18 protein-coding genes are annotated in these 18,257 nt (G+C 73.4%); 8 read left to right on the plus strand and 10 right to left on the minus strand.

What is annotated here, in order from left to right:
• Window positions 1-26: 26 nt before the first annotated feature.
• Both OG580_RS32295 and OG580_RS32300 read left to right on the plus strand, forming a co-directional pair.
• The gene (locus OG580_RS32295; RefSeq protein ID WP_267047184.1) at window positions 27-959 is read left to right on the plus strand and encodes a GNAT family N-acyltransferase; all 933 of its coding nucleotides are present in this window, start codon (window positions 27-29) and stop codon (window positions 957-959) included.
• Window positions 956-1,957, plus strand: a complete 1,002-nt coding sequence (locus OG580_RS32300) for a lysophospholipid acyltransferase family protein (protein WP_267047185.1) — start codon at window positions 956-958, stop codon at window positions 1,955-1,957. The genes OG580_RS32295 and OG580_RS32300 overlap by 4 nt, the downstream gene beginning before the upstream one ends.
• On the opposite strand, the gene egtD is transcribed toward OG580_RS32300, so the two are convergent.
• Genes egtD through egtA form a run of 4 tightly spaced genes read right to left on the minus strand, consistent with a single transcriptional unit; the run spans window position 1,852 to window position 6,267 of the window.
• Window positions 1,852-2,817, minus strand: coding sequence for an L-histidine N(alpha)-methyltransferase (gene egtD, locus OG580_RS32305; protein WP_267047186.1), 966 nt, complete (start codon window positions 2,815-2,817; stop codon window positions 1,852-1,854). The two genes, OG580_RS32300 and egtD, sit on opposite strands and share 106 nt — an antisense overlap.
• Window positions 2,814-3,566 carry an ergothioneine biosynthesis protein EgtC gene (egtC, locus tag OG580_RS32310; protein WP_267047187.1) on the minus strand — a complete coding sequence of 251 codons (753 nt, stop codon included), beginning with the start codon at window positions 3,564-3,566 and terminating at the stop codon, window positions 2,814-2,816. Before egtC ends, egtD begins: the two co-directional genes overlap by 4 nt.
• Window positions 3,566-5,008: an ergothioneine biosynthesis protein EgtB gene (gene egtB, locus OG580_RS32315; RefSeq protein ID WP_267047188.1), complete on the minus strand. Its 1,443-nt coding sequence runs from the start codon at window positions 5,006-5,008 to the stop codon at window positions 3,566-3,568. The genes egtC and egtB overlap by 1 nt, the downstream gene beginning before the upstream one ends.
• Window positions 5,005-6,267 (minus strand): ergothioneine biosynthesis glutamate--cysteine ligase EgtA, encoded by a 1,263-nt coding sequence (gene egtA, locus OG580_RS32320; protein ID WP_267047189.1) that lies wholly within the window; start codon window positions 6,265-6,267, stop codon window positions 5,005-5,007. Before egtA ends, egtB begins: the two co-directional genes overlap by 4 nt.
• Window positions 6,268-6,587: 320 nt before the next feature.
• Here egtA and OG580_RS32325 point away from each other — a divergent pair, with 320 nt between their 5' ends.
• On the plus strand, window positions 6,588-6,758 hold the full coding sequence (locus tag OG580_RS32325; RefSeq protein ID WP_267047190.1) for a hypothetical protein: 171 nt from the start codon (window positions 6,588-6,590) through the stop codon (window positions 6,756-6,758).
• 240 nt (window positions 6,759-6,998) lie between these two features.
• On the opposite strand, the gene OG580_RS32330 is transcribed toward OG580_RS32325, so the two are convergent.
• The 4 genes from OG580_RS32330 to OG580_RS32345 all read right to left on the minus strand — a co-directional run bounded on the left by OG580_RS32330 (window position 6,999) and on the right by OG580_RS32345 (window position 10,844).
• Entirely contained in the window at window positions 6,999-8,405 is a 1,407-nt protein-coding gene (locus tag OG580_RS32330) for a flotillin family protein (RefSeq protein WP_267047191.1), read from the minus strand.
• 81 nt (window positions 8,406-8,486) lie between these two features.
• Window positions 8,487-8,717, minus strand: a complete 231-nt coding sequence (locus tag OG580_RS32335) for a hypothetical protein (RefSeq protein ID WP_267047192.1) — start codon at window positions 8,715-8,717, stop codon at window positions 8,487-8,489.
• Window positions 8,718-8,731: 14 nt separating this feature from the next.
• Window positions 8,732-9,439, minus strand: coding sequence for an alpha/beta fold hydrolase (locus OG580_RS32340; RefSeq protein ID WP_267047193.1), 708 nt, complete (start codon window positions 9,437-9,439; stop codon window positions 8,732-8,734).
• 145 nt (window positions 9,440-9,584) lie between these two features.
• Window positions 9,585-10,844: an MFS transporter gene (locus OG580_RS32345; RefSeq protein ID WP_267047194.1), complete on the minus strand. Its 1,260-nt coding sequence runs from the start codon at window positions 10,842-10,844 to the stop codon at window positions 9,585-9,587.
• Between the two features lie 155 nt (window positions 10,845-10,999).
• Between OG580_RS32345 and OG580_RS32350 the strand changes: the two genes are divergently transcribed.
• The 3 genes from OG580_RS32350 (at window position 11,000) to OG580_RS32360 (ending at window position 13,836) form a co-directional block, all read left to right on the plus strand.
• Window positions 11,000-12,034 (plus strand): LacI family DNA-binding transcriptional regulator, encoded by a 1,035-nt coding sequence (locus OG580_RS32350; protein WP_267047195.1) that lies wholly within the window; start codon window positions 11,000-11,002, stop codon window positions 12,032-12,034.
• Window positions 12,035-12,051: 17 nt separating this feature from the next.
• A complete protein-coding gene (locus OG580_RS32355; RefSeq protein WP_267047196.1) occupies window positions 12,052-12,321 on the plus strand; it encodes a hypothetical protein in 270 nt (89 codons plus the stop codon).
• A gap of 327 nt (window positions 12,322-12,648) precedes the next feature.
• Window positions 12,649-13,836, plus strand: coding sequence for a thiolase family protein (locus tag OG580_RS32360; protein ID WP_267047197.1), 1,188 nt, complete (start codon window positions 12,649-12,651; stop codon window positions 13,834-13,836).
• A gap of 140 nt (window positions 13,837-13,976) precedes the next feature.
• Here the strand turns inward: OG580_RS32360 and trxA are convergent, their stop codons facing one another.
• Entirely contained in the window at window positions 13,977-14,342 is a 366-nt protein-coding gene (trxA, locus tag OG580_RS32365; protein WP_267047198.1) for a thioredoxin, read from the minus strand.
• Between the two features lie 114 nt (window positions 14,343-14,456).
• On the opposite strand from trxA, the gene OG580_RS32370 reads away from it, so the two are divergent.
• Window positions 14,457-16,040, plus strand: coding sequence for an NAD(P)/FAD-dependent oxidoreductase (locus OG580_RS32370; protein ID WP_267047199.1), 1,584 nt, complete (start codon window positions 14,457-14,459; stop codon window positions 16,038-16,040).
• Between the two features lie 7 nt (window positions 16,041-16,047).
• Here the strand turns inward: OG580_RS32370 and OG580_RS32375 are convergent, their stop codons facing one another.
• Window positions 16,048-16,683 (minus strand): TetR/AcrR family transcriptional regulator, encoded by a 636-nt coding sequence (locus tag OG580_RS32375; RefSeq protein WP_267047200.1) that lies wholly within the window; start codon window positions 16,681-16,683, stop codon window positions 16,048-16,050.
• A gap of 168 nt (window positions 16,684-16,851) precedes the next feature.
• Between OG580_RS32375 and OG580_RS32380 the strand changes: the two genes are divergently transcribed.
• Window positions 16,852-18,249 (plus strand): cytosine permease, encoded by a 1,398-nt coding sequence (locus OG580_RS32380; protein ID WP_267047201.1) that lies wholly within the window; start codon window positions 16,852-16,854, stop codon window positions 18,247-18,249.
• The last annotated feature ends 8 nt before the right edge of the window (window positions 18,250-18,257 follow it).

The following is an 18,257-nucleotide window of genomic DNA, read 5'->3' on the forward strand; positions in this document are numbered from 1 at the left end:
CCTTCCGTCCACCGGAGGAGCCCGACATGACCGCACCGTCGCCCACGCTCGCCGTCCCGGGCGAGCCGCAGGCCGCCCCCGCCCAGCCGCTCGCCATCGCCGCCCAGCCGCTCGCCGTCCCTGCCCAGCCCCAGGCCCGGCCTCAGCCCGAGGCCCAGTCCAAGCCCGAGGCCCAGGCCCAGCCCCAGGCCCGGCCTCAGCCCGAGGCCGGCGTCGAGCAGCAGCCCGCGCCCCGGTACGTCGTCGGCCTCGCCCGGGACCAGGAGGACGTCCGGGCCGCCCAGCGGCTGCGCCACCAGGTCTTCGCCGGCGAGCTGGGTGCCAGGCTCGACGGGCCCGAACCCGGCCTCGACAGCGACGCCTTCGACGCGTACTGCGACCACCTCCTCGTACGGGACGAGGCCACCGGCGAGGTCGTCGGCACCTACCGACTCCTGCCGCCCGAGCGGGCCGCCGTCGCCGGACGCCTCTACTCCGAGAGCGAGTTCGACCTCACCCGGCTCGCCCCCGTCCGCCACGACCTCGTGGAGGTCGGCCGCTCCTGTGTGCACCCCGCCCACCGCAACGGCGCCGTCATCTCCCTCATCTGGGCCGGGCTCGCCCGGTACATGACCCGCACCGGCCACAACTGGCTCGCCGGCTGCTGCTCGATCCCTCTCGCCGACGGAGGCACACTTGCCGCCGCCACCTGGGACACCGTCAAGGCCAGGCACCTCGCCCCCGAGGAGTACTGGGTCACCCCGCACAAGCTGTGGAACTCCGACGGCATCGCCCGTCCCGAGGGACGCACCGAACTCCCGCCCCTGCTGCGCGGCTACCTCCGGCTCGGCGCCTGGGTCTGCGGCGCCCCCGCCCACGACCCCGACTTCGGCGTCGCCGACCTCTACGTCCTGCTGTCGCTGCGCCGCACCAACCCGCGCTACCTCAACCACTTCCTGTCGCTCGCGCCGGCCCGGTGAACGGGACCACGGCACCCTCGCCGTGGCTCCCCACGGCGCCCTGCACCCCCGGCCGTTGCACCGCCCACCCGGGGCCGGCTCCGGGCGAGGAGACTCCCGGAGCCGTCGCGGCGGGCCTCGTCCTCGCCGCCGTACGCCTCACCGCCGGGATCGGGTCGGTCCTCCTCGGCCTCCTCTTCGCGCCCGCCACCGGGCTCCTTCCGGCCGCCGCCCGGCTCGCCCTCGTGCGGGCCTGGGTGCGCGTGGTGGTCCGCGCCTTCGGCGTGCGCGTCCGCTTCACGGGAGCCGCCGCCCCGGCCGCCGGGCCGCTCCTCGTCGTCGCCAACCACGTCTCCTGGCTGGACATCCCGCTCCTCGCGGCCGTCCTGCCCGGCCGGATGGTCGCCAAGGCGGAGGTGCGCCACTGGCCGGTCCTCGGCACGATCGCCGCGCTCGGCGGCACCCTCTTCATCGACCGGGACCGGCTGCGGGCCCTCCCCGGCACCGTCCGCGCGATGGCAGGGACGCTCGCGGGCGGCGGCCGGGTGATCGCCTTCCCCGAGGGGTCGACCTGGTGCGGACGGGCCGGGGGGCGCTTCCGTCCGGCCGTGTTCCAGGCGGCGCTGGACAGCGGCACGGACGTGCAGCCCGTACGGATCGACTTCCGGCCCACCGGAGCCGCCGCTTATGTCGGGGACGACCCACTGGGCGCCTCGCTGTGGCGGCTCGTCGCCACCCGCCGGGTCACCGCCGACGTCCGGATCCTGGACCCGATAGCCGGGGGCGGGCATCCGGACCGCCGCTCCCTCGCCGCGGCCGCTGAGCGGGCCGTGGCCGCGGCCGTCACCCCCGCTCTCGTCATCCCCGCTCCCGGCACCCCCGCGCCGTCCGGTCCCGCTCCGCGAGTCGTCGCTCAGCGGGCCGTCGCCAGCGACAGCGCGAACCTGCCCTTCTCGTCCGTCCACCAGCGGGCCAGGTCGAGCCCCGCCTCCGCCAGCTCCTCCCGTACGCCCGCCTGACGGAACTTCGCCGACACCTCCGTCCGTACCTCCTCGCCCGCCGCGAACGGCACCACGAGATCCAGCTCCGGGATCTTCACGGTGAGCGCGCGCCTGGCCCGCAGCCTCATCTCGATCCACTCGCGCTCGCGGTCCCAGACCGCCACGTGGTCGAAGGCGTCCGGATCCGCGTCGGCGCCGAGCTCCCGGTCGATGACGGACAGCACGTTCTTGTTGAACGCGGCCGTCACCCCGGCCGCGTCGTCATAGGCGGCCACGAGCGTCGCCTCGTCCTTCACCAGGTCCGTACCGAGCAGCAGGGCGTCGCCCGGGGTGAGCATCGCCCGGACCGAGCGCAGGAAGGTCTTCCGCTCGGAAGGGAGCAGATTGCCGATCGTGCCCCCGAGGAAGGCCACAAGGCGCGGGCCGGGCGTCCCCGGGAGCGCGAGGCCCCGGGTGAAGTCGGCGACGAGTGCGTGCACCCGCAGCTCCGGCCGGTCGGCGAGCAGCGATTCCGCGGCCCCGGTCAGCGCCGACTCGCTCACGTCGACGGGCACGTAGCTGTCGAGCCCCGGCAGGAGCGCGTCGATCAGGAACCGGGTCTTCTCGGAGGAACCGGAGCCCAGCTCGACCAGGGTCCGGGCCCCGGTCGCGGCGGCGATCTCCGGCGCCCGCGCGATCAGGATCTCCCGCTCCGCGCGCGTCGGGTAGTACTCGGGCAGCCGGGTGATCTCCTCGAACAGCTCGCTGCCCCGGGTGTCGTAGAACCACTTCGGCGGCAGCGCCTTGGGGGAGCGGGTCAGCCCCTGGAGGACGTCGGCGCGGAGGTCGGCGCCCGCGGCGTCGGGGGCGAGGGTACGGGTCAGCTGGAACGGGCTCACGCGGACGGCTCCTTGAGCGGGGTGAGGGTGACGTCGGTGCGGTCGGCGGTCACGAGCGTGCGCTCGGGCACCTCCCGCCACCGGGGATCGTCGTCGTACGGTTCGGAGGCCACGACCAGGCGGTCGGGACCCGTCAGGTACCAGAGGCTGTTCCCCCAGGTCGTCGCGGTGACGGTGGTGCCGTCGGTGAGCAGCAGGTTCAGCGAGGCACCGGGGGCCGCGGCGGCGGCCTCCCGGACGGTGTCTGCCAGGGCCGCCCCCGGCGCGTCCCCGGCCCGAAGGCGGTGCAGCACGAGCGCCCACAGCAGCGCCGAGTCCGTACGCGCCTCCAGGCGCAGCAGCGCGTCGGCCGGGAGCGCGGCGGCCGGTGCGGCCAGGGAGCCGGGCCAGCCCGGGACGGCGCCGTTGTGGCTGAAGAGCCAGGGCCCGGCGGCGAACGGAGCCGCCGCGGCCTCTCCGTCGGCGCCGGGCAGGGTGGCGCCCCGTACCGCCGCGAGCAGCGCACCGGAGCGGACCACCCGGGCGAGGTCGGCGAAGGACAGGTCGCCCCAGATCGGTCCCGCGCGCCGGTACCGCGCGGGCACCGGATCGCCCTCGGCGTACCAGCCCACGCCGAAGCCGTCGGCGTTCACCACCCCACTCGTCTGCGTACGGGGTTCCCAGGACTGGCGCAGCAGGCCGTGCTCCGGCCGGACCAGCAGCTCGCCCAGCGCCACCGGCTCTCCCACGTAAGCGAGGTGACGGCACATCAGTCGAACTCCGCGGTCCGCGCCGTCCGGAAGCCGGAGAAGATCTGGCGCCGCACCGGGAGGTCCCAGTTGCGGAAGGTGCCCCGGCAGGCGACCGGGTCGACGGCGAACGAGCCGCCGCGCAGCACCTTGTGCTCCGGTCCGAAGAAGACCTCCGAGTACTCCTTGTACGGGAAGGCCGTGAAGCCCGGGTACGGCAGGAAGTCGCTCGCCGTCCACTCCCACACGTCACCGATCAGCTGCCGGACGCCGAGCGGCGAGGCGCCCTCCGGGTAGCTGCCGGCGGCGGCCGGCCGCAGATGCCGCTGACCGAGGTTCGCGTGCTCGGGGCCCGGATCGGCGTCCCCCCACGGATAGCGGCGCGAGCGCCCGGACACCGGGTCGTGGCGGGCGGCCTTCTCCCACTCGACCTCGGTGGGGAGCCGACGCCCCGCCCAGCGCGCGTAGGCGTCCGCCTCGTACCAGCTCACGTGCAGGACCGGCTCGTCCTCGGGTACGGGCTCGGTCACCCCGAAGCGGCGGCGCAGCCACTGGCCGCCGTCGCGGCGCCAGAACAGCGGCGCCTCGATGCCGTGCTCCCGGATCTGCGCCCAGCCCTCTCCCCGCCACCAGCGGCGGTCCGTGTACCCGCCGTCCGCCATGAAGGCCAGAAAGGCGCCGTTCGTGACGGGGGTGGTGTCGACGAAGAAGGCCGGGACGACGCGGGCGTGCGCCGGACGTTCGTTGTCGAGGGCCCACGGCTCGTCCGACGTGCCCATCGTGAACGGGCCCCCGGGGACCAGGACTTCGGAGGGAAGGGGGCCGGAACGGAGAACCGGCGGCGGGGGAGCGGTCAGCACCGCCGGGCCCCTGCGCAGCTGATGGGTGATCAGCATCGTCTCGTCGTGCTGCTGTTCGTGCTGCGCGATCATGCCGAAGGCGAAGCCGTCGTCGAGCAGCGGCCGCCCCTCCAGCGGGGTGCTCTCCAGCACGTCGAGGACCCGGAGACGCACGTCCGCCGCGTACGCGCGTGCCTCGCCCGGCGCGAGCAGGGGCAGCGAAGGGCGAGTGGCGCGCGGGTGCTCGAAAGCGTCGTAGAGGGAGTCGATCTCCGGCCGTAGCGCGTCCCGCCCCGCGACGGCCCGCCACAGCCACTGCTCCTCCTGGTTGCCGATGTGCGCCAGGTCCCAGACCAGCGGCGACATCAAGGGGGAGTGCTGGGCGGTGAGTTCGCCGTCCTCGACGCAGGAGGTGAGGAGCGCGGTGCGCTCCCGCGCGACGGTCAGGGCGTCCACGGCCCGCGTGCGCAGCGCCTCCGGACCGCCGCCGCCCGCTCGCTCGACCGCCGCGTCCCTCTCGGGCACGGCCCCGTCCGTCGCGGACCCGGTTCCTTCCTTCTCGGACCCGGTCCAGGCCTTCGCGGGCCCCGCCTTCGCGGTCGCTTCCCGTCCGGTCGCCGTCATGACGTCACCACCTGGAGCTCGTCGGCCGGGCAGCTCCCGGGGATCACGTACCGCTCGTGGAAGCCGGCGACCGCCCGCCGTACGTCCTCGCTCGCCCCGATCCTCGGCAGCGCCGACAGGGCGGCCTCGAAGACCGCGCGGGCGGCGGCGTGCAGTCCGGGGTCGGCGAGTCCGTCACGTGCCGCCGCGAGCCAGAGCGGATTGCGCGGCGCGGGACCCGGACCGGCCAGCTCCGCCAGGGGCTCGACCGCGCGGTACACGGTCTCCGCCGCCGCCGCGTCCTCGAAGACGGCCGTGGTCACCGCCACCGGCACCATCCAGCCGTCCGGGCCCGGCTGCGCGTCGATCATCCGCAGCTCCAGATGACCGCGCGGCCGCACCGGCGGGAAGAGCGTCGTCAGGTGGTAGCGCAGGTCGTCGAGGTCGGCCGGGCGCGGGAGGCCGGTGCGCAGCCACGTACGGAAGGTCAGCCCCTCCGGTACGGCCCAGGGCCCCTCGTCGGTCCGCACGCACAGCACCGGGGTGTCCAGGACGTGCGCGGCCCACTCCTCGCGCGGCTTGCCGTCCGCCAGGGGCGGCGCGAGGGCCCGCCGGGGGTCGAGATCCGTCCACAGCGCCTGCCGCGTCGAGCGCCAGCCGGTCGGACGGCCGCCGTGCTGGGGGGAGTTGGCGAAGACGGCCACGAGCACCGCGCCGAGGAGGTGGGCGAGCCGCCAGCGCCGGTGGTAGCCGAGCGGACCGGGCTCGTCGAGCCCCGCGTCGAGGCAGACCTGCACCGAAGCGGAGTCGCACATCATCGCCCGCCCGGAGGGGCCGCTGCGGTCGAGCGCGATCTCCATCGCGTCGTACCGGGGCTCGTGGAGCACCCTGCCGCGCGGCGCGTGCCAGGGGTCGACCCCGTAACCGCTGAGGGTGAGTCCGAGGGGGCCGAGGGCCTCCCGCACCGCGCGCAGATCGGCGGCGAGCGAGTCGAGGCACTCCATGAGCGATCTGGCCGGCCGCGAGCTGAGCTCCAGCTGCCCGCCGGGTTCGAAGGTCAGGGACGACACCAGGGTCAGGGACCGTACGGTGTCGAGCGCCGCGGCGAGTCTGGGGGGTCGTACGGGGAGGCGGGGGTCGCGCAGGTCGTGGACGAGCCACTCCAGCTCCGCTCCGACCGTGCGGGGTGGACCGGTCTTGAAGCAGATACATCGCAGCAGGTCCTCCGCCTCCATCTCGGTGAGTGGGGGGCCGCCGCGCGGTGTGCCGCTCGGTGTCATCCGTGCACCTCCTGATCCGCCGGACAGGCCCCGGAGGACCGGCCCAGGAAGCCGCTGCTTCCACCTAAAGCCACCGCCGACCGGCGTGCAAGAGCGCCCTCGGCAGGCGGCACGCGCCCCCTGCGCCCCTCTTCGTCCGAAATTCTCCCGCCCCGCGGAACCCAGGGAGATCCCGTCGTGCGGTAGAGAGGAAACGTCCGTGCCGGACGGATCCCGGAGACCGTGGCCGCCGACTGGTCTGACATGCGACGTTCGTACCCCCGTGCGAGGCTGAGGAGGTACGGACCACAGTCCGAGACCCCTTCACGGGAGGCACGATCGTGGGTAAGAAACAGACCCGGACCAACCGAGGCGCCCGTACCGGCGGCCACGAGCACCGCACCGAAGCGGCTGCACAGGAGAAGACCGCGGCGACCCCCACGAGAGAGCCACAGATGCCCCTCGTGGAGCACGCGTCCCATCGCAAGGAACGGAAGTTCGGCCACAACTGAGGCCGATCGGCACGCAGAGCGGCCATGCCGGCTTCACGGGCCAACCGGCTGAACCGGCCGCCGGAGACCGAACCGCCCGCTGCCGACCGAACCGACCGAACGGTCGCTGTCGACCGAGCCGGCTGATCCGGCCGCTGTCGACTGACCGGCTGATCCGGCCGCATGCGAGGCCAGGGGACCGCACGAACGGGCCCGGTGCCGTGACGGCGCCGGGCCCGCGTGCTGACCGTCCGCTCGCGGTTACTCCGCGTCGCCGACCGTGATCTCCATGCTTTCCTCAGCCCGGGGAGCAGGCACCCCGGGCTGCCGTTCCGGCGCCCCGGGGCTCATCGTGGCGAGCAACTGCCGGGCCAGGCCCAGACCGGTCCCGCCCATGGTCAGCGCCTTGGTGAAGACGTCCCCCATTCCGTCGGCGCCGTTCAGCAGCACCATCTGGTCCACGTTCCCGAAGGCGGACGCGCCGGCCGAGACGATCTCCGGCCACTTCTCCGCCAGCTGCTGGGCGACCACGGCCTCCTGGTTCTCCGCGAGCGCCGCCGCCCGCGCCTTGATCGCCTCCGCCTCGGCGAGCCCCTTCGCCCGGGTCGCCTCCGCGACGGCGAGGCCCTTCGCGTGCTGCGCCGCCGCCTCGGCCTCACCGGTGAGCCGGGTCGCCGTCGCCCTGGCCGCGCTCGCGAGCTCGGTCTCCTTGGCCTCGGCCTCGGCCGCCGAGATCCGGGCGTCACGCTCGGCCGCGGCCAGCGTCCGGGTCTCGTACGCCATCGCGTCGGCGGGCTTGCGGACCTCCGCCTGGAGCTGCTGCTCCTTGCGGTGTCCTTCCAGCTCGGCCACCCGGGTCTCCTGGACCACGACCTCCTGGCGCGAGGCCGCGTCGGCCAGCGGACCGGCCTGCCGGGCCCGGGCCGAGGCCTGGTCCCGCTCGGCCTGGTAGCCGGCCTGGAGGATCTCGCTGTCGCGGGTCGCCTCCGACATGCGCGCCGCGGCCTGCTGCTCGGCCTCGGTCGCCCGCCGGTTCGCCTCCGCCTGCGCGATCCGGGCGTCCCGCTGGACGGCGGCGGCGTGCGGGGCGGCCAGGTTCTTGATGTACCCGGTCGGGTCCTCGATCTCGTGGATCTGCAGCGAGTCGACGATCAGGCCGAGCTTCTCCATCTCCGTGCCACAGGCCGAACGGGCCTGCCCGGTCAGCTTCTCCCGGTCACGGATCATGTCCTCCACGGTCAACCCGCCGACGATGGCGCGGAGATGACCGGCGAAGACGATGTGCACCCGCTCCGACATCAGTTTCTGCTGGTCGAGGAAACGGCGGGCGGCGTTGGCGATCGACACGAAGTCGTCACCGACCTTGAAGATCACCACACCGCGGACCTTGAGGGGAATGCCCTGGTGGGTGACGCACTCGACGGACAGCTGGGTCTCGTTGAGGTCGAGCGAGAGCTTGCGCACCGCCTGGACGCCGGGCATCACGAGGGTGCCGCGACCGGTGACGATCCGGAACCCCATCCCCGCGCCGAGGCCCTCGTTCTTGTGCTGGGAACCAGAGATGATCAGCGCCTCGTTGGGTTCCGCGACGCGCCACATCATTTTGAAGACGACGATCAGAAGGACGAAGGCGCCGCCGACGACGCCTGCCAAAATGCCGATATCCATGGGCAGTTCCCCCTTCACCGGAGCCGTGCGGATCCGGTGAAGGGAGTGTGCGCCCGTGACGGGCGCCACTCAACGGTTCGGTCAACTGTCGTACGCGGCTGTGACATAGACGGTGCGTGGAGGGAGATGTTCCATGACCATCACGACCGTCCCGGTCTCGATCCGCTCCTTGGGAGAGGCCGGATAGGCGAGGAAGTGCTCGGCGCCGCCCCGGATCCGGACGATCACCTCGCCGACGAGGCCCGGCCCCACGGTGCCGGTCACCCGGCCGAGCAGTCCCACCATCGAGGAGTCCATCGACGCGTCGTCCATGGCTGAACGGTACGTCAGATCCAGCCGTCCAGCGCGGACATGAACCCGTCGAAGTCGTCCCGGTGGATCGTGTGCCCGGCGCCCGCGACGGTACGGAGGGTGAAACCGCGACCCTCCAGCATCAGGGCGTCGTCGGCCGAGACCCGCAGGCTCGGGTCGGCGAGGGTGACGAGCGAGGGGACGGCGGGCCGGGCGGGCCACATGTCCACACCCCTGACGTCGACCAGTCCGTACGCTGATCGCTCGTCCCAGACCCGTACCGACTCCATCTCGATGTCGAGGTCCTCGTCCGACCAGCGCGGGTTGAACCCCTTCACGAGGCCCCGGGACAGGAGTTTGCCTCGGACGAAGAACTCGGGCCGGTACCCGTCGGGGCCGTCCCCGAGGTGCCAGGCAGGATCGGAGTACACCGCTCGGGCGGGCGCGAGCCGCTCCACCGCCCCGAGCAGCGCGAGCCCGCCGAGCGAGTGCCCGAGGGCCAACTCGGCTCCGGCCGGGAGGGTTTCGACGAGGTCGTCGGCGTGGTCCTCCGGCCGGTACGCCTCCGGCCCGGCGGCCCGTGCGCTCGCCCCGTGCCCCCGGAGGTCCACGGCGATCACCCGGTAGCCCCGCGCGGCGAGGGCCGGTCCGACCCGCCGCCAGGTGCGGTGGTCGGCCATGATGCCGTGGACGAGCAGGACGATCCGGTCACCGGATCCCCACGTGGTGGTGTGCAGGCGCACGGTGCTGCCTCTCTGACGGTTGCCAGCGGTTGCCGACGGACGCCGGCGGTTGCCGACGAACGCCGAGGGGTGTCCCGCGGATCAGGGGCATCGGCAACCCCCTGATCCGCTGGACACCCCCCGGGTGGGCGCGCCGACCGGCCGGTCAGCGCACGCTGCGGATGGGGCGCACGGCGAGTGCGCCGAGCACCGACAGTACGGCGCCGACCACGAACAGGGCCGTGTATCCGCCACTCAGCGAGACGACGAGCGAGGCGGCGAACGGGGCGATGATCTGCGGGCCCGCGTTGGCGACGTTGAGGACACCCATGTCACGGGCGGCGTCCTCGGCCTTGGGCAGCACCATGGTCACCAGGGCCGTGTCGACGGCCATGTAGCAGCCGAAGCCGAGGCCGTTGACGACCGAGAAGGCGAGCATCGCGGTCCAGCTCGTCGAGAAGGCCGGGATGGCCAGGGCGACGGCGGCGAGCGCGGCGGAGGCGCCCACGAAGAACTTCCGCCGGTCGAGACGGTCGGACAGCCAGCCGCCGAGGACGGTGGAGACCACCATGGCGACCGCGTTGAGCGGCATGAGGATGGCGACGGCCGCCTCGGGGGCGAGCCCGTCGGGCAGCACGGTGTGGTCCTTGAGGATGTACAGCTGGAAACCGGCCACGGCGAAGTAGCCGAGCATCAGCAGGGCCCGGCCGATGAACGCCCAGCGGAAGTCGTGGTCCTTGAGGGCGCTGCCGAAGGCCGCGATCTGCTGCTTGACCGGCAGCGGTGCCTTCGGGGGCATCCGCTCCTCACGGGCGCAGGCGCTGAACAGCACGGCGGTGCCCGCGACGATCGCGCCGAAGACCAGGTAACCGGTGCGGTAGTCGTCGGAGAAGGCCGCGCCGACGAGGGCGCCGATCGTGGAGCCGATGGGCAGGCCGAGGCCGACGGCCGCCGAGGCCTTGCCGCGCGAGGCCATCGGGACCCGGTCGGGCACCACGGAGGTGATGGCCGCCTGGTAGATGTTCATGACGGCCTGGCCGAGACACCAGGCGATCGTGACCAGCAGGATCGTGTTGACGCTGCCGAGCAGCAGCATCACCGGGAGGGCGAGCAGGCCACCGGTGAGGATCCAGGGGTTGCGCCGTCCCGTGCGGTCCGAGAGGGCGCCGGCGACCGGGTTGAAGACGGTCGCGAAGATCGCGGATATGCCGGAGACGAGGCCGAAGTTCGCCACCTTGTTCGCCGGGTCGATGCCCTCGATCTGGAGCGCGAGGAGCATGCCGGGCACGCCGATGTACAGGGCGTACATCGCCGTGTTCCCGGCGAGGAGCAGGGGCAGCAGGCCCCGCGTCGGCCGGGGGGCCGTGGGGGAGTCGGGGCCGGTGGTGTCGGCGCCCGAGCCGGTTCCGGGGGAGGAAAGGGCCACGTTGCCCTCCTGGGGAGATCGCCCGATGAGGGGGCGAGAAGCGGATTGAACGATAGAGTTACACGTGTCAGTGACACGTGTGAGCACTGTGTAGCACTCAAATCAGGCCATCCGCCAGACCCTGTGCCGGATTGTTCTGGAAAGATGCCGGAGCGATGAGCCAGTCAACCGATCAGTCCCCCGACCGACCCGCCGGACGCACGGTCCCGACCAGTGCCGATGTCGCGCGCCTCGCGGGCGTCTCCCGGGCCACCGTCTCGTACGTGCTGAACAACACCTCGGCCGTCCGCATCAGCGAGCCCACCCGCCGCCGGGTGCGCGAGGCGGCCGAGGAGCTGGGGTACGTACCCCACGCGGCGGCCCGCAGCCTGCGCGCCGGCCACAGCAGAATGGTGCTGATGCCGAGCTCCCACGTGCCGGTCGGGCCGCTCTACAGCCAGTTCTTCAACGACCTCCAGTGGGAGCTGCGGCGCCTCGACTACACGGTGGTGCAGTACGGCAGCGTCGGCCTGGAGGGCGACGACGCGGCCCGCGCCTGGGCCGAGCTGAGGCCCGTCGCCGTGATCACGGCCGGCGAGGTCGACCTCACGCCGGCGGGGGTCCAGCTCCTCAAGCGTTCCGGGGCCCGCGCCGTGTTCACCTACGGCACCCGCCGCGTCGAGGGCGCGCATGCCGTGATCATGGCCCAGGACCGGGTCGGCGAGGTCGCCACGGCCCATCTCGTCGAGGGCGGCCGGCGCCGGATCGGCGTCGTCGTACCGGAGGAGCAGGGCCTCGCCATGTTCTCGGCCCCCCGCCTCGACGGCGCGCGGCGCGCGGTCGAGGGAACCGGCGCCACGGTCGTACCCCTGCCCCTGCGGTACGAGGAGGAGTCGGCGGAGGCGCTGGCCGGGCGGTGGCGCGAGCTGGGGCTCGACGGCGTGTTCGCGTACAACGACGAGTACGCGATGCTCCTCATGCGGGCGCTCCAGGACGCCGGGATCTCCGTACCGGAGGAGACCGCCGTCATCGGCGCCGACGACCTGCTCCTCGGCCGCCTGCTGCGTCCGCGGCTGAGCACCGTGCAGATCGACATGGTCGTCGGCCGTGAGCTGGCCGAGCTGGTCGACCGCGCGGTACGGGAGCCGGACGAGCCGCCCCGCGCCCGCACGCTGCTGGACTCGCGGGTCATCCGGCGGGAGTCCAGCTGAGCGCTTAGCGTCGGTGCATGAGCACTGTTCCGAAGCGCTTCGAGATCCTGCTGGTGCCCGCGCACGTCGAGGACCGTGGCGGCGCGTCCGTGGAGGACAGCGCCGTCCGCACGGCCATCGTCGAGGCCACGGGCCGGCGGGGGGCCTCCGGCTACCCGATCTACGAGGGGCACGGCATCGTGGCCGACGTCGACCCGGAGACGCGGACGGTCGAGGCCCTGCTCGTCGACGGCCGCGAACTCGACTACGGACTCACGGTCCTGGTCCGCCCGGCGGCGCGGGGCTGACGGGGACGTTCGCCGGGGCGGCCGTGTGCCTTTCCGGTGCGGAGGCGCGGCGGTGCTCGCGGGGTCCGGCGAGGATTCCCGGCGGGTGCCGGCCGGGGTCCCCCGCGGACGGCCTCGCGGCGCCCTCACCTCGCCAGGCCGAGCACGCTCCCCACGGCACCTCCCGCGCCCTCCCAGGGCTGACCTGGCACTCTCTACGCGGTGCGGCCTGAAGAGGCCCGTTGACACGGTGCGGCGGCGGGCACAGACTCGGCGGCGCATGCCGGAAACGAAAGTTTCCTCACCAGGCGAACAGAGTCGTTCCGAAGGTCACGTGGGAGAGAACCGATGAGCATCCGCGACGTCTACATCGTCGACGCCGTCCGCACACCGATCGGGAAGTTCGGTGGCGCGCTCGCCGCCGTGCGCCCCGACGACCTCGCCGCCCACGTGGTGAAGGCCCTCGTCGACCGCTCGCCCGCGCTCGACCCGGCCCGCGTCGACGACGTCTACTTCGGCGACGCCAACGGCGCGGGCGAGGACAACCGCGACGTGGCCCGTATGGCCGTCCTGCTCGCCGGACTGCCCGTCACCGTCCCGGGCGTCACCGTCAACCGCCTCTGCGGCTCCGGCATGGAGGCCGTCATCCAGGCGGCCCGCGCCGTCGCCCTCGGCGACGCGTCGGTCGCCATCGCCGGCGGCGTCGAGTCCATGTCCCGCGCCCCCTGGGTCCTGCAGAAGCCCGAGCGGGCCTTCCCCGCGGGTCACCAGCAGCTCCACTCGACGACCCTCGGCTGGCGCATGACGAACCCGCGGATGCCCGCGGAGTGGACGGTCGCCCTCGGCGAGGGCGCCGAGCTCGTCGCCGACAAGCACGGCCTGACCCGCGACCGGCAGGACGCCTTCGCGCTCGCCAGCCACCAGAAGGCCGCCGAGGCCTGGGCCAAGGGTCTGTACGACGGCGAGGTCGTCCCGTACGGCGGCGTGGACCTGGCCCGGGACGAGTGCATCCGCGACAGCACGTCCATCGAGGCCCTCGCGAAGCTCAAGCCCTCCTTCCGCCCGGAGGGCGGCACCGTCACGGCGGGCAACTCCTCGCCCCTCAACGACGGCGCCGCCGCCCTGCTCCTCGTGGACGAGGAGGGGCTGCGCGCGACGGGCCGTGAGCCGCTCGCCCGCATCGTCACGTCGGCGGTCACCGGTATCGAGCCCCAGCTCTTCGGCCTCGGCCCGGTCGCGGCGGTCCGGCGGGCCCTGGAGAAGGCGGGACGTTCCTTCGCCGACCTGACGACCTTCGAGCTCAACGAGGCCTTCGCGGCCCAGGCGCTCGGCTGCCTCGCCGAATGGCCGGAACTCGACCCGGAGATCGTCAACCCGCGCGGCGGCGCCCTCGCCATCGGTCACCCGCTGGGTGCCTCCGGGGCCCGTATCGCCGGATCCGTGGCGCACCAGCTCGCCGCGGCGGGCTCGGGCACGGGCCTCGCGGCGCTGTGCATCGGCGTGGGGCAGGGCCTCGCGCTGGTCCTGGAGCGCTGAGCCCCGGGCGTGATGCGCCCTCGGACGTGCCGCGCCCTCGGACGTGACGGGCCCCGGACGCGACGTGAGCCCCCGCACGTGAAGCGGGAGGGGTACGGGAAGCTCTCCCGTACCCCTCCCGCTCACCCCTCGTCAGGGGGTCACTGCTGCTGGGCCGCCGCGACGGACTTGCGGACCTCGTCCATGTCCAGCTGACGGGCCTGCCCGATGACGTCCTCCAGGGCGGCCTCCGGCAGCGCGCCCGGCTGCGCGAACACCGCCACGTTGTCCCGCACGATCATCAGCGTCGGGATCGAGCGGATCTCGAAGGCGGCGGCCAGCTCCTGCTGCGCCTCCGTGTCCACCTTCGCGAAGACCAGGTCCTGGTGACGCTCGGAGGCGGCCTCGAAGATCGGGCCGAACTGACGGCAGGGACCACACCAGGAAGCCCAGAAGTCGATCAGGACGAACTCGTTCCCGCTGACGACCTCGTCGAAGTTGTCCTTGGTGAGCTCTACGGTGCTCATGCTTCCTACCTTTCGGGGTCTCCTGGCGGTGTCCTCACGGTCCCCTGGGGACTCGCCCGGCACAACGGCGTATCGAGCCGCGCTATTCCGGACACCTGCCAGCAGACTGGGATCATGACACGAGCGGTGGAAGAGAGCGCGTACGACGTAGTGGTCCTCGGGGCGGGGCCGGTCGGTGAGAACGTGGCGGACCGGGTGCGGGCGGCCGGCCTCAGCGCCGCGATCGTCGAGGGCGAGCTGATCGGCGGGGAGTGCTCGTACTGGGCGTGCATGCCGAGCAAGGCGCTCCTGCGCCCCGCTCTCGCCCGCTCCGACGCCCGCAAGGTCGCCGGTCTGCGCGAGTCGGTCTACGGCCCCCTCGACGCCCTGGAGGTCTTCGCCCACCGGAACGCCGTCGTCGGCGACTGGAAGGACGACGGCCAGGTGGAGTGGCTGGATTCGATCGGTGTACGGCTCTTCCGGGGCCACGGCCGTCTCGCCGGCGCCCGCCGCGTCGCCGTCACCGGGCCCGAGGGTGACGAGCACGTGCTCACCGCCCGGCACGCGGTCGCGGTCTGCACCGGCAGCCGCGCCGTCCTCCCCGACCTGCCCGGCCTCCCCGGGGCGCACCCCTGGACCAGCCGCGAGGCGACCAGCTCCGGCCGGGTGCCCGAGCGGCTGGTCGTGGTCGGCGGGGGAGTGGTCGGCGTGGAGATGACCACCGCCTATCAGGCCCTGGGCGCGAAGGTCACGCTGCTGGTACGCGGCGGGGGCCTGCTGCCGCGCATGGAGCCGTTCGTCGGCGAGCACGTCGCCGCGGCCCTCACCGCGCGCGGTGCGGACATCCGTACCGGCGTCCGGGTCGCCGCCGTGGTACGCGACGGGGGCACGGGGCCGGTGACCGTGGTCCTGGAGGGCGGCGACCATGTCGAGGGCGACGAGGTGCTGTTCGCGACGGGCCGGGCCCCGCGCACCGGGGACATCGGCCTGGAGACGGTCGGTCTGGAACCGGGCGCGTGGCTCGACGTCGACGACAGCCTCCGGGTCACCGGCAGCGACTGGCTCTACGCGGTCGGGGACGTCAACCACCGCGCGCTCATGACCCACCAGGGCAAGTACCAGGCCCGGATCGCGGGCGCCGCGATCGCGGCCCGCGCGAGCGGCGGTGCGATGACGAGTGGCGGTGCGGGGGCGAACGGCGGTGCGGGGGCGAACGGCGGCCCGGTGCCGGACGCCGGCCCGGAGGCGAACGGCACTCCGGAGGCCAACGCCGCACCGGACCCCAACGGCGCACCGGATGCCAACCGCGCACCGGACGTGGACTCCGGCCCCTGGGGCGCGCACGCGGCCACCGCCGACCGCATCGCCGCCCCGCAGGTGGTGTTCTGCGATCCCGAGGCGGCGGCCGTCGGTCTCACGTTGGCCGAGGCCGAGCGTGCGGGTCACCGTGTCCGCGCCGTCGACGTCGACATGCGGCAGGTCGCCGGGGCCGGGCTCTACGCCCAGGGGTACCGCGGGCAGGCGCGGATGGTCGTCGACCTGGACCGGGAGGTCGTCCTCGGCGCCTCCTTCGTGGGGCCGGGGATCGGCGAACTCCTCCACTCGGCCACGGTCGCCGTCGTCGGGGAGGTCCCGATCGCCCGCCTCTGGCACGCCGTACCGTCCTACCCGACGCTGAGCGAGGCGTGGCTGCGCCTTCTGGAGGCCTACCGGGACTGACGGTCCGTCATGCCCCGTTCCCTTCGGCGGTGTCGGGGTCGTACGGGGCGATCAGGAGCCGCGCCGCCGAGCGGGCCGCCTGCAGGGCCGGTCGCGCGTCCCGGCCGGACTCCTGGCCCAGGACGACCCGGGTGCTCAACCCGTCGAGCAGCGCCAGGAGTTCGGAGGAGCGGGCGGTCGCGTCGAGGGGGGCGAAGCGCCGACGGGCGACGCCCGCCGTCAGCAGCGATTCCAGGTCCTCCTGCCAGCCCCGGTCCAACTCGTCCTGGGCCTCGCGCAGCGCGGTGTTGCCGGGGGTCCGGGCCCAGAGCTCGATCCACAGCGTCCAGCGCGGGTCGCGGGGCCCGCGCGGCAGGTAGAGCCGGAGGAAGAGGTCGAGCTTGCGCTCGGCCGTGATGCGCCGGGAGAGCAGGGCGCGACGCTCCTCGGCGAGCGCGGCCTCGCTCCACCGGAGGGCGGCGAGGAGCAGCAGGTCCTTGCTGCCGAAGTAGTACAGGATGTGGCCGCCGCTCGTGCCGAGCCGCTCCGCGAGCGCCGACATGGTGAGCGAGGCGAGGCCGTCCTCGGCGATCGCCGCCATGGCCTCTTCGAGCATGCGCTCCTGGGTGACGTGTCCGTCCCGCCGTCGTGCCGACCCTGCCACCGCCGCCGTCCCCGATCCGTGTGCCTGTCCCGTGTCGCTCTGTGTGCGAGATCGACCTTAACCGCAACCTCCGGAGGTCTTGACGTGGCCTGAACTCATCACCCATCTTGAATGCCGTTCTAACTCTTAGAACGGCATTCAAGACAGCATGCGAGACAGGAGAGCGGTGTGCTCGGACACGAGACGGCGCCCGTGGCCACGGCCCGGGACGAGGTGTTCCAGGTCGAGGAGCACGGGATCGACCCCATTCCCGACGCCGAACGGCACGGCAGCGCCAAGGACGTCTTCTGGCTCTGGTTCGGCTCGAACCTCACCTTCACCTACGTCATCAACGGCGCCCTCGCCGTCGCCTTCGGGCTCTCCTTCTGGCAGGCCACGGCCGTCGTCGTGCTCGGCGGCCTCGCCTTCCTCGCCATCGGCGCCGCCGGTCTGAGCGGGGTGCGCACCGGCACCGCGACCCTCGTGATCTCCCGCGCCGCCTTCGGCAAGCGCGGCAACTGGCCCGCCGGTCTGCTCAACTGGATCGTCAGCGTCGGCTACACCGTCGTGAACACCGTGGTCGGCACGCTCGCCCTCGACGCCTTCTTCACGGACCTCGGCTGGCAGGGCGGAGCCGCCTCCCGCGCCCTCGCGCTCGGCGTCACCCTCGCGCTGACCTTCGCCGTCGCCCTCTGGGGCCACGCGACCGTCCAGTTCGCCGAACGCTGGATGGCCTACGTGCTCGCCGTGGGCTTCGCGGTGCTGCTCGTCCTCGTGCTGCCCGGCGCCGACACGTCCGCGCCCTCCGCCGCACCCGGTGCCTCCGGCTGGAGCCTCGCCTTCGTGGTCATGCTCGCCGGCCCCTTCTCGTACCTCCCCATGCCCGCCGACTACACCCGCTACCTGCCGCGCACGACGACCCTCACCTCGGTGACCGTCTCCGGCGCGCTCGGCGGCTTCCTCTCCTCCGTCGCCCTCGGCGTCGCCGGTGTGGCCGCGGCGACGCAGGTCGACATGACCGACGCGGTGGCCGGCACCGAGAGCCTGCTCCCCGGCTGGTTCCAGCCCCTCTTCCTCGCCCTCGTCCTCGGCGGCTCCGTCACCAACTCGATCATCACGCTCTACTCGTCGAGCCTGAACCTCCAGGTCCTCGGCATCCCGTGGAGCCGGGCGCGCGCCATCGTCATCAGCGCGGCCGTGACCGCCGCGGGCTCCCTCGGCGCCCTCTTCCTCACCGACTTCACCACCTCGCTCCTCTCCTTCCTCTCCCTCCTGATCATCGTCTTCGCCCCCTGGGGCGGGGTCTTCCTCGCCGACATGGTGCTCAGGCGCTGCGCCTACGACTCCGCCGCCCTGCACGCGGGCGCGGGCGGGGCCTACTGGTACCGCTCGGGCTGGCATCCGGCGGGGATGACCGCGCTTCTCGCGGGCCTGCTCTTCTCCGCCCTCACCTGCGACTCCGCCCTGTGGACCGGCCCCCTGGTCGCGCCGCTCGGCGGCGCGGACCTCACGCTCCTCGGCGCGGTCGTCTCCGCCCTCGTGTACGTGCTCCTCGCACGCCGCACCGTCGCCCCGGCGCGGGCCTGACCCCGCGC

It is taken from the genome of Streptomyces sp. NBC_00094 (assembly GCF_026343125.1).
GTDB lineage: Bacteria > Actinomycetota > Actinomycetes > Streptomycetales > Streptomycetaceae > Streptomyces.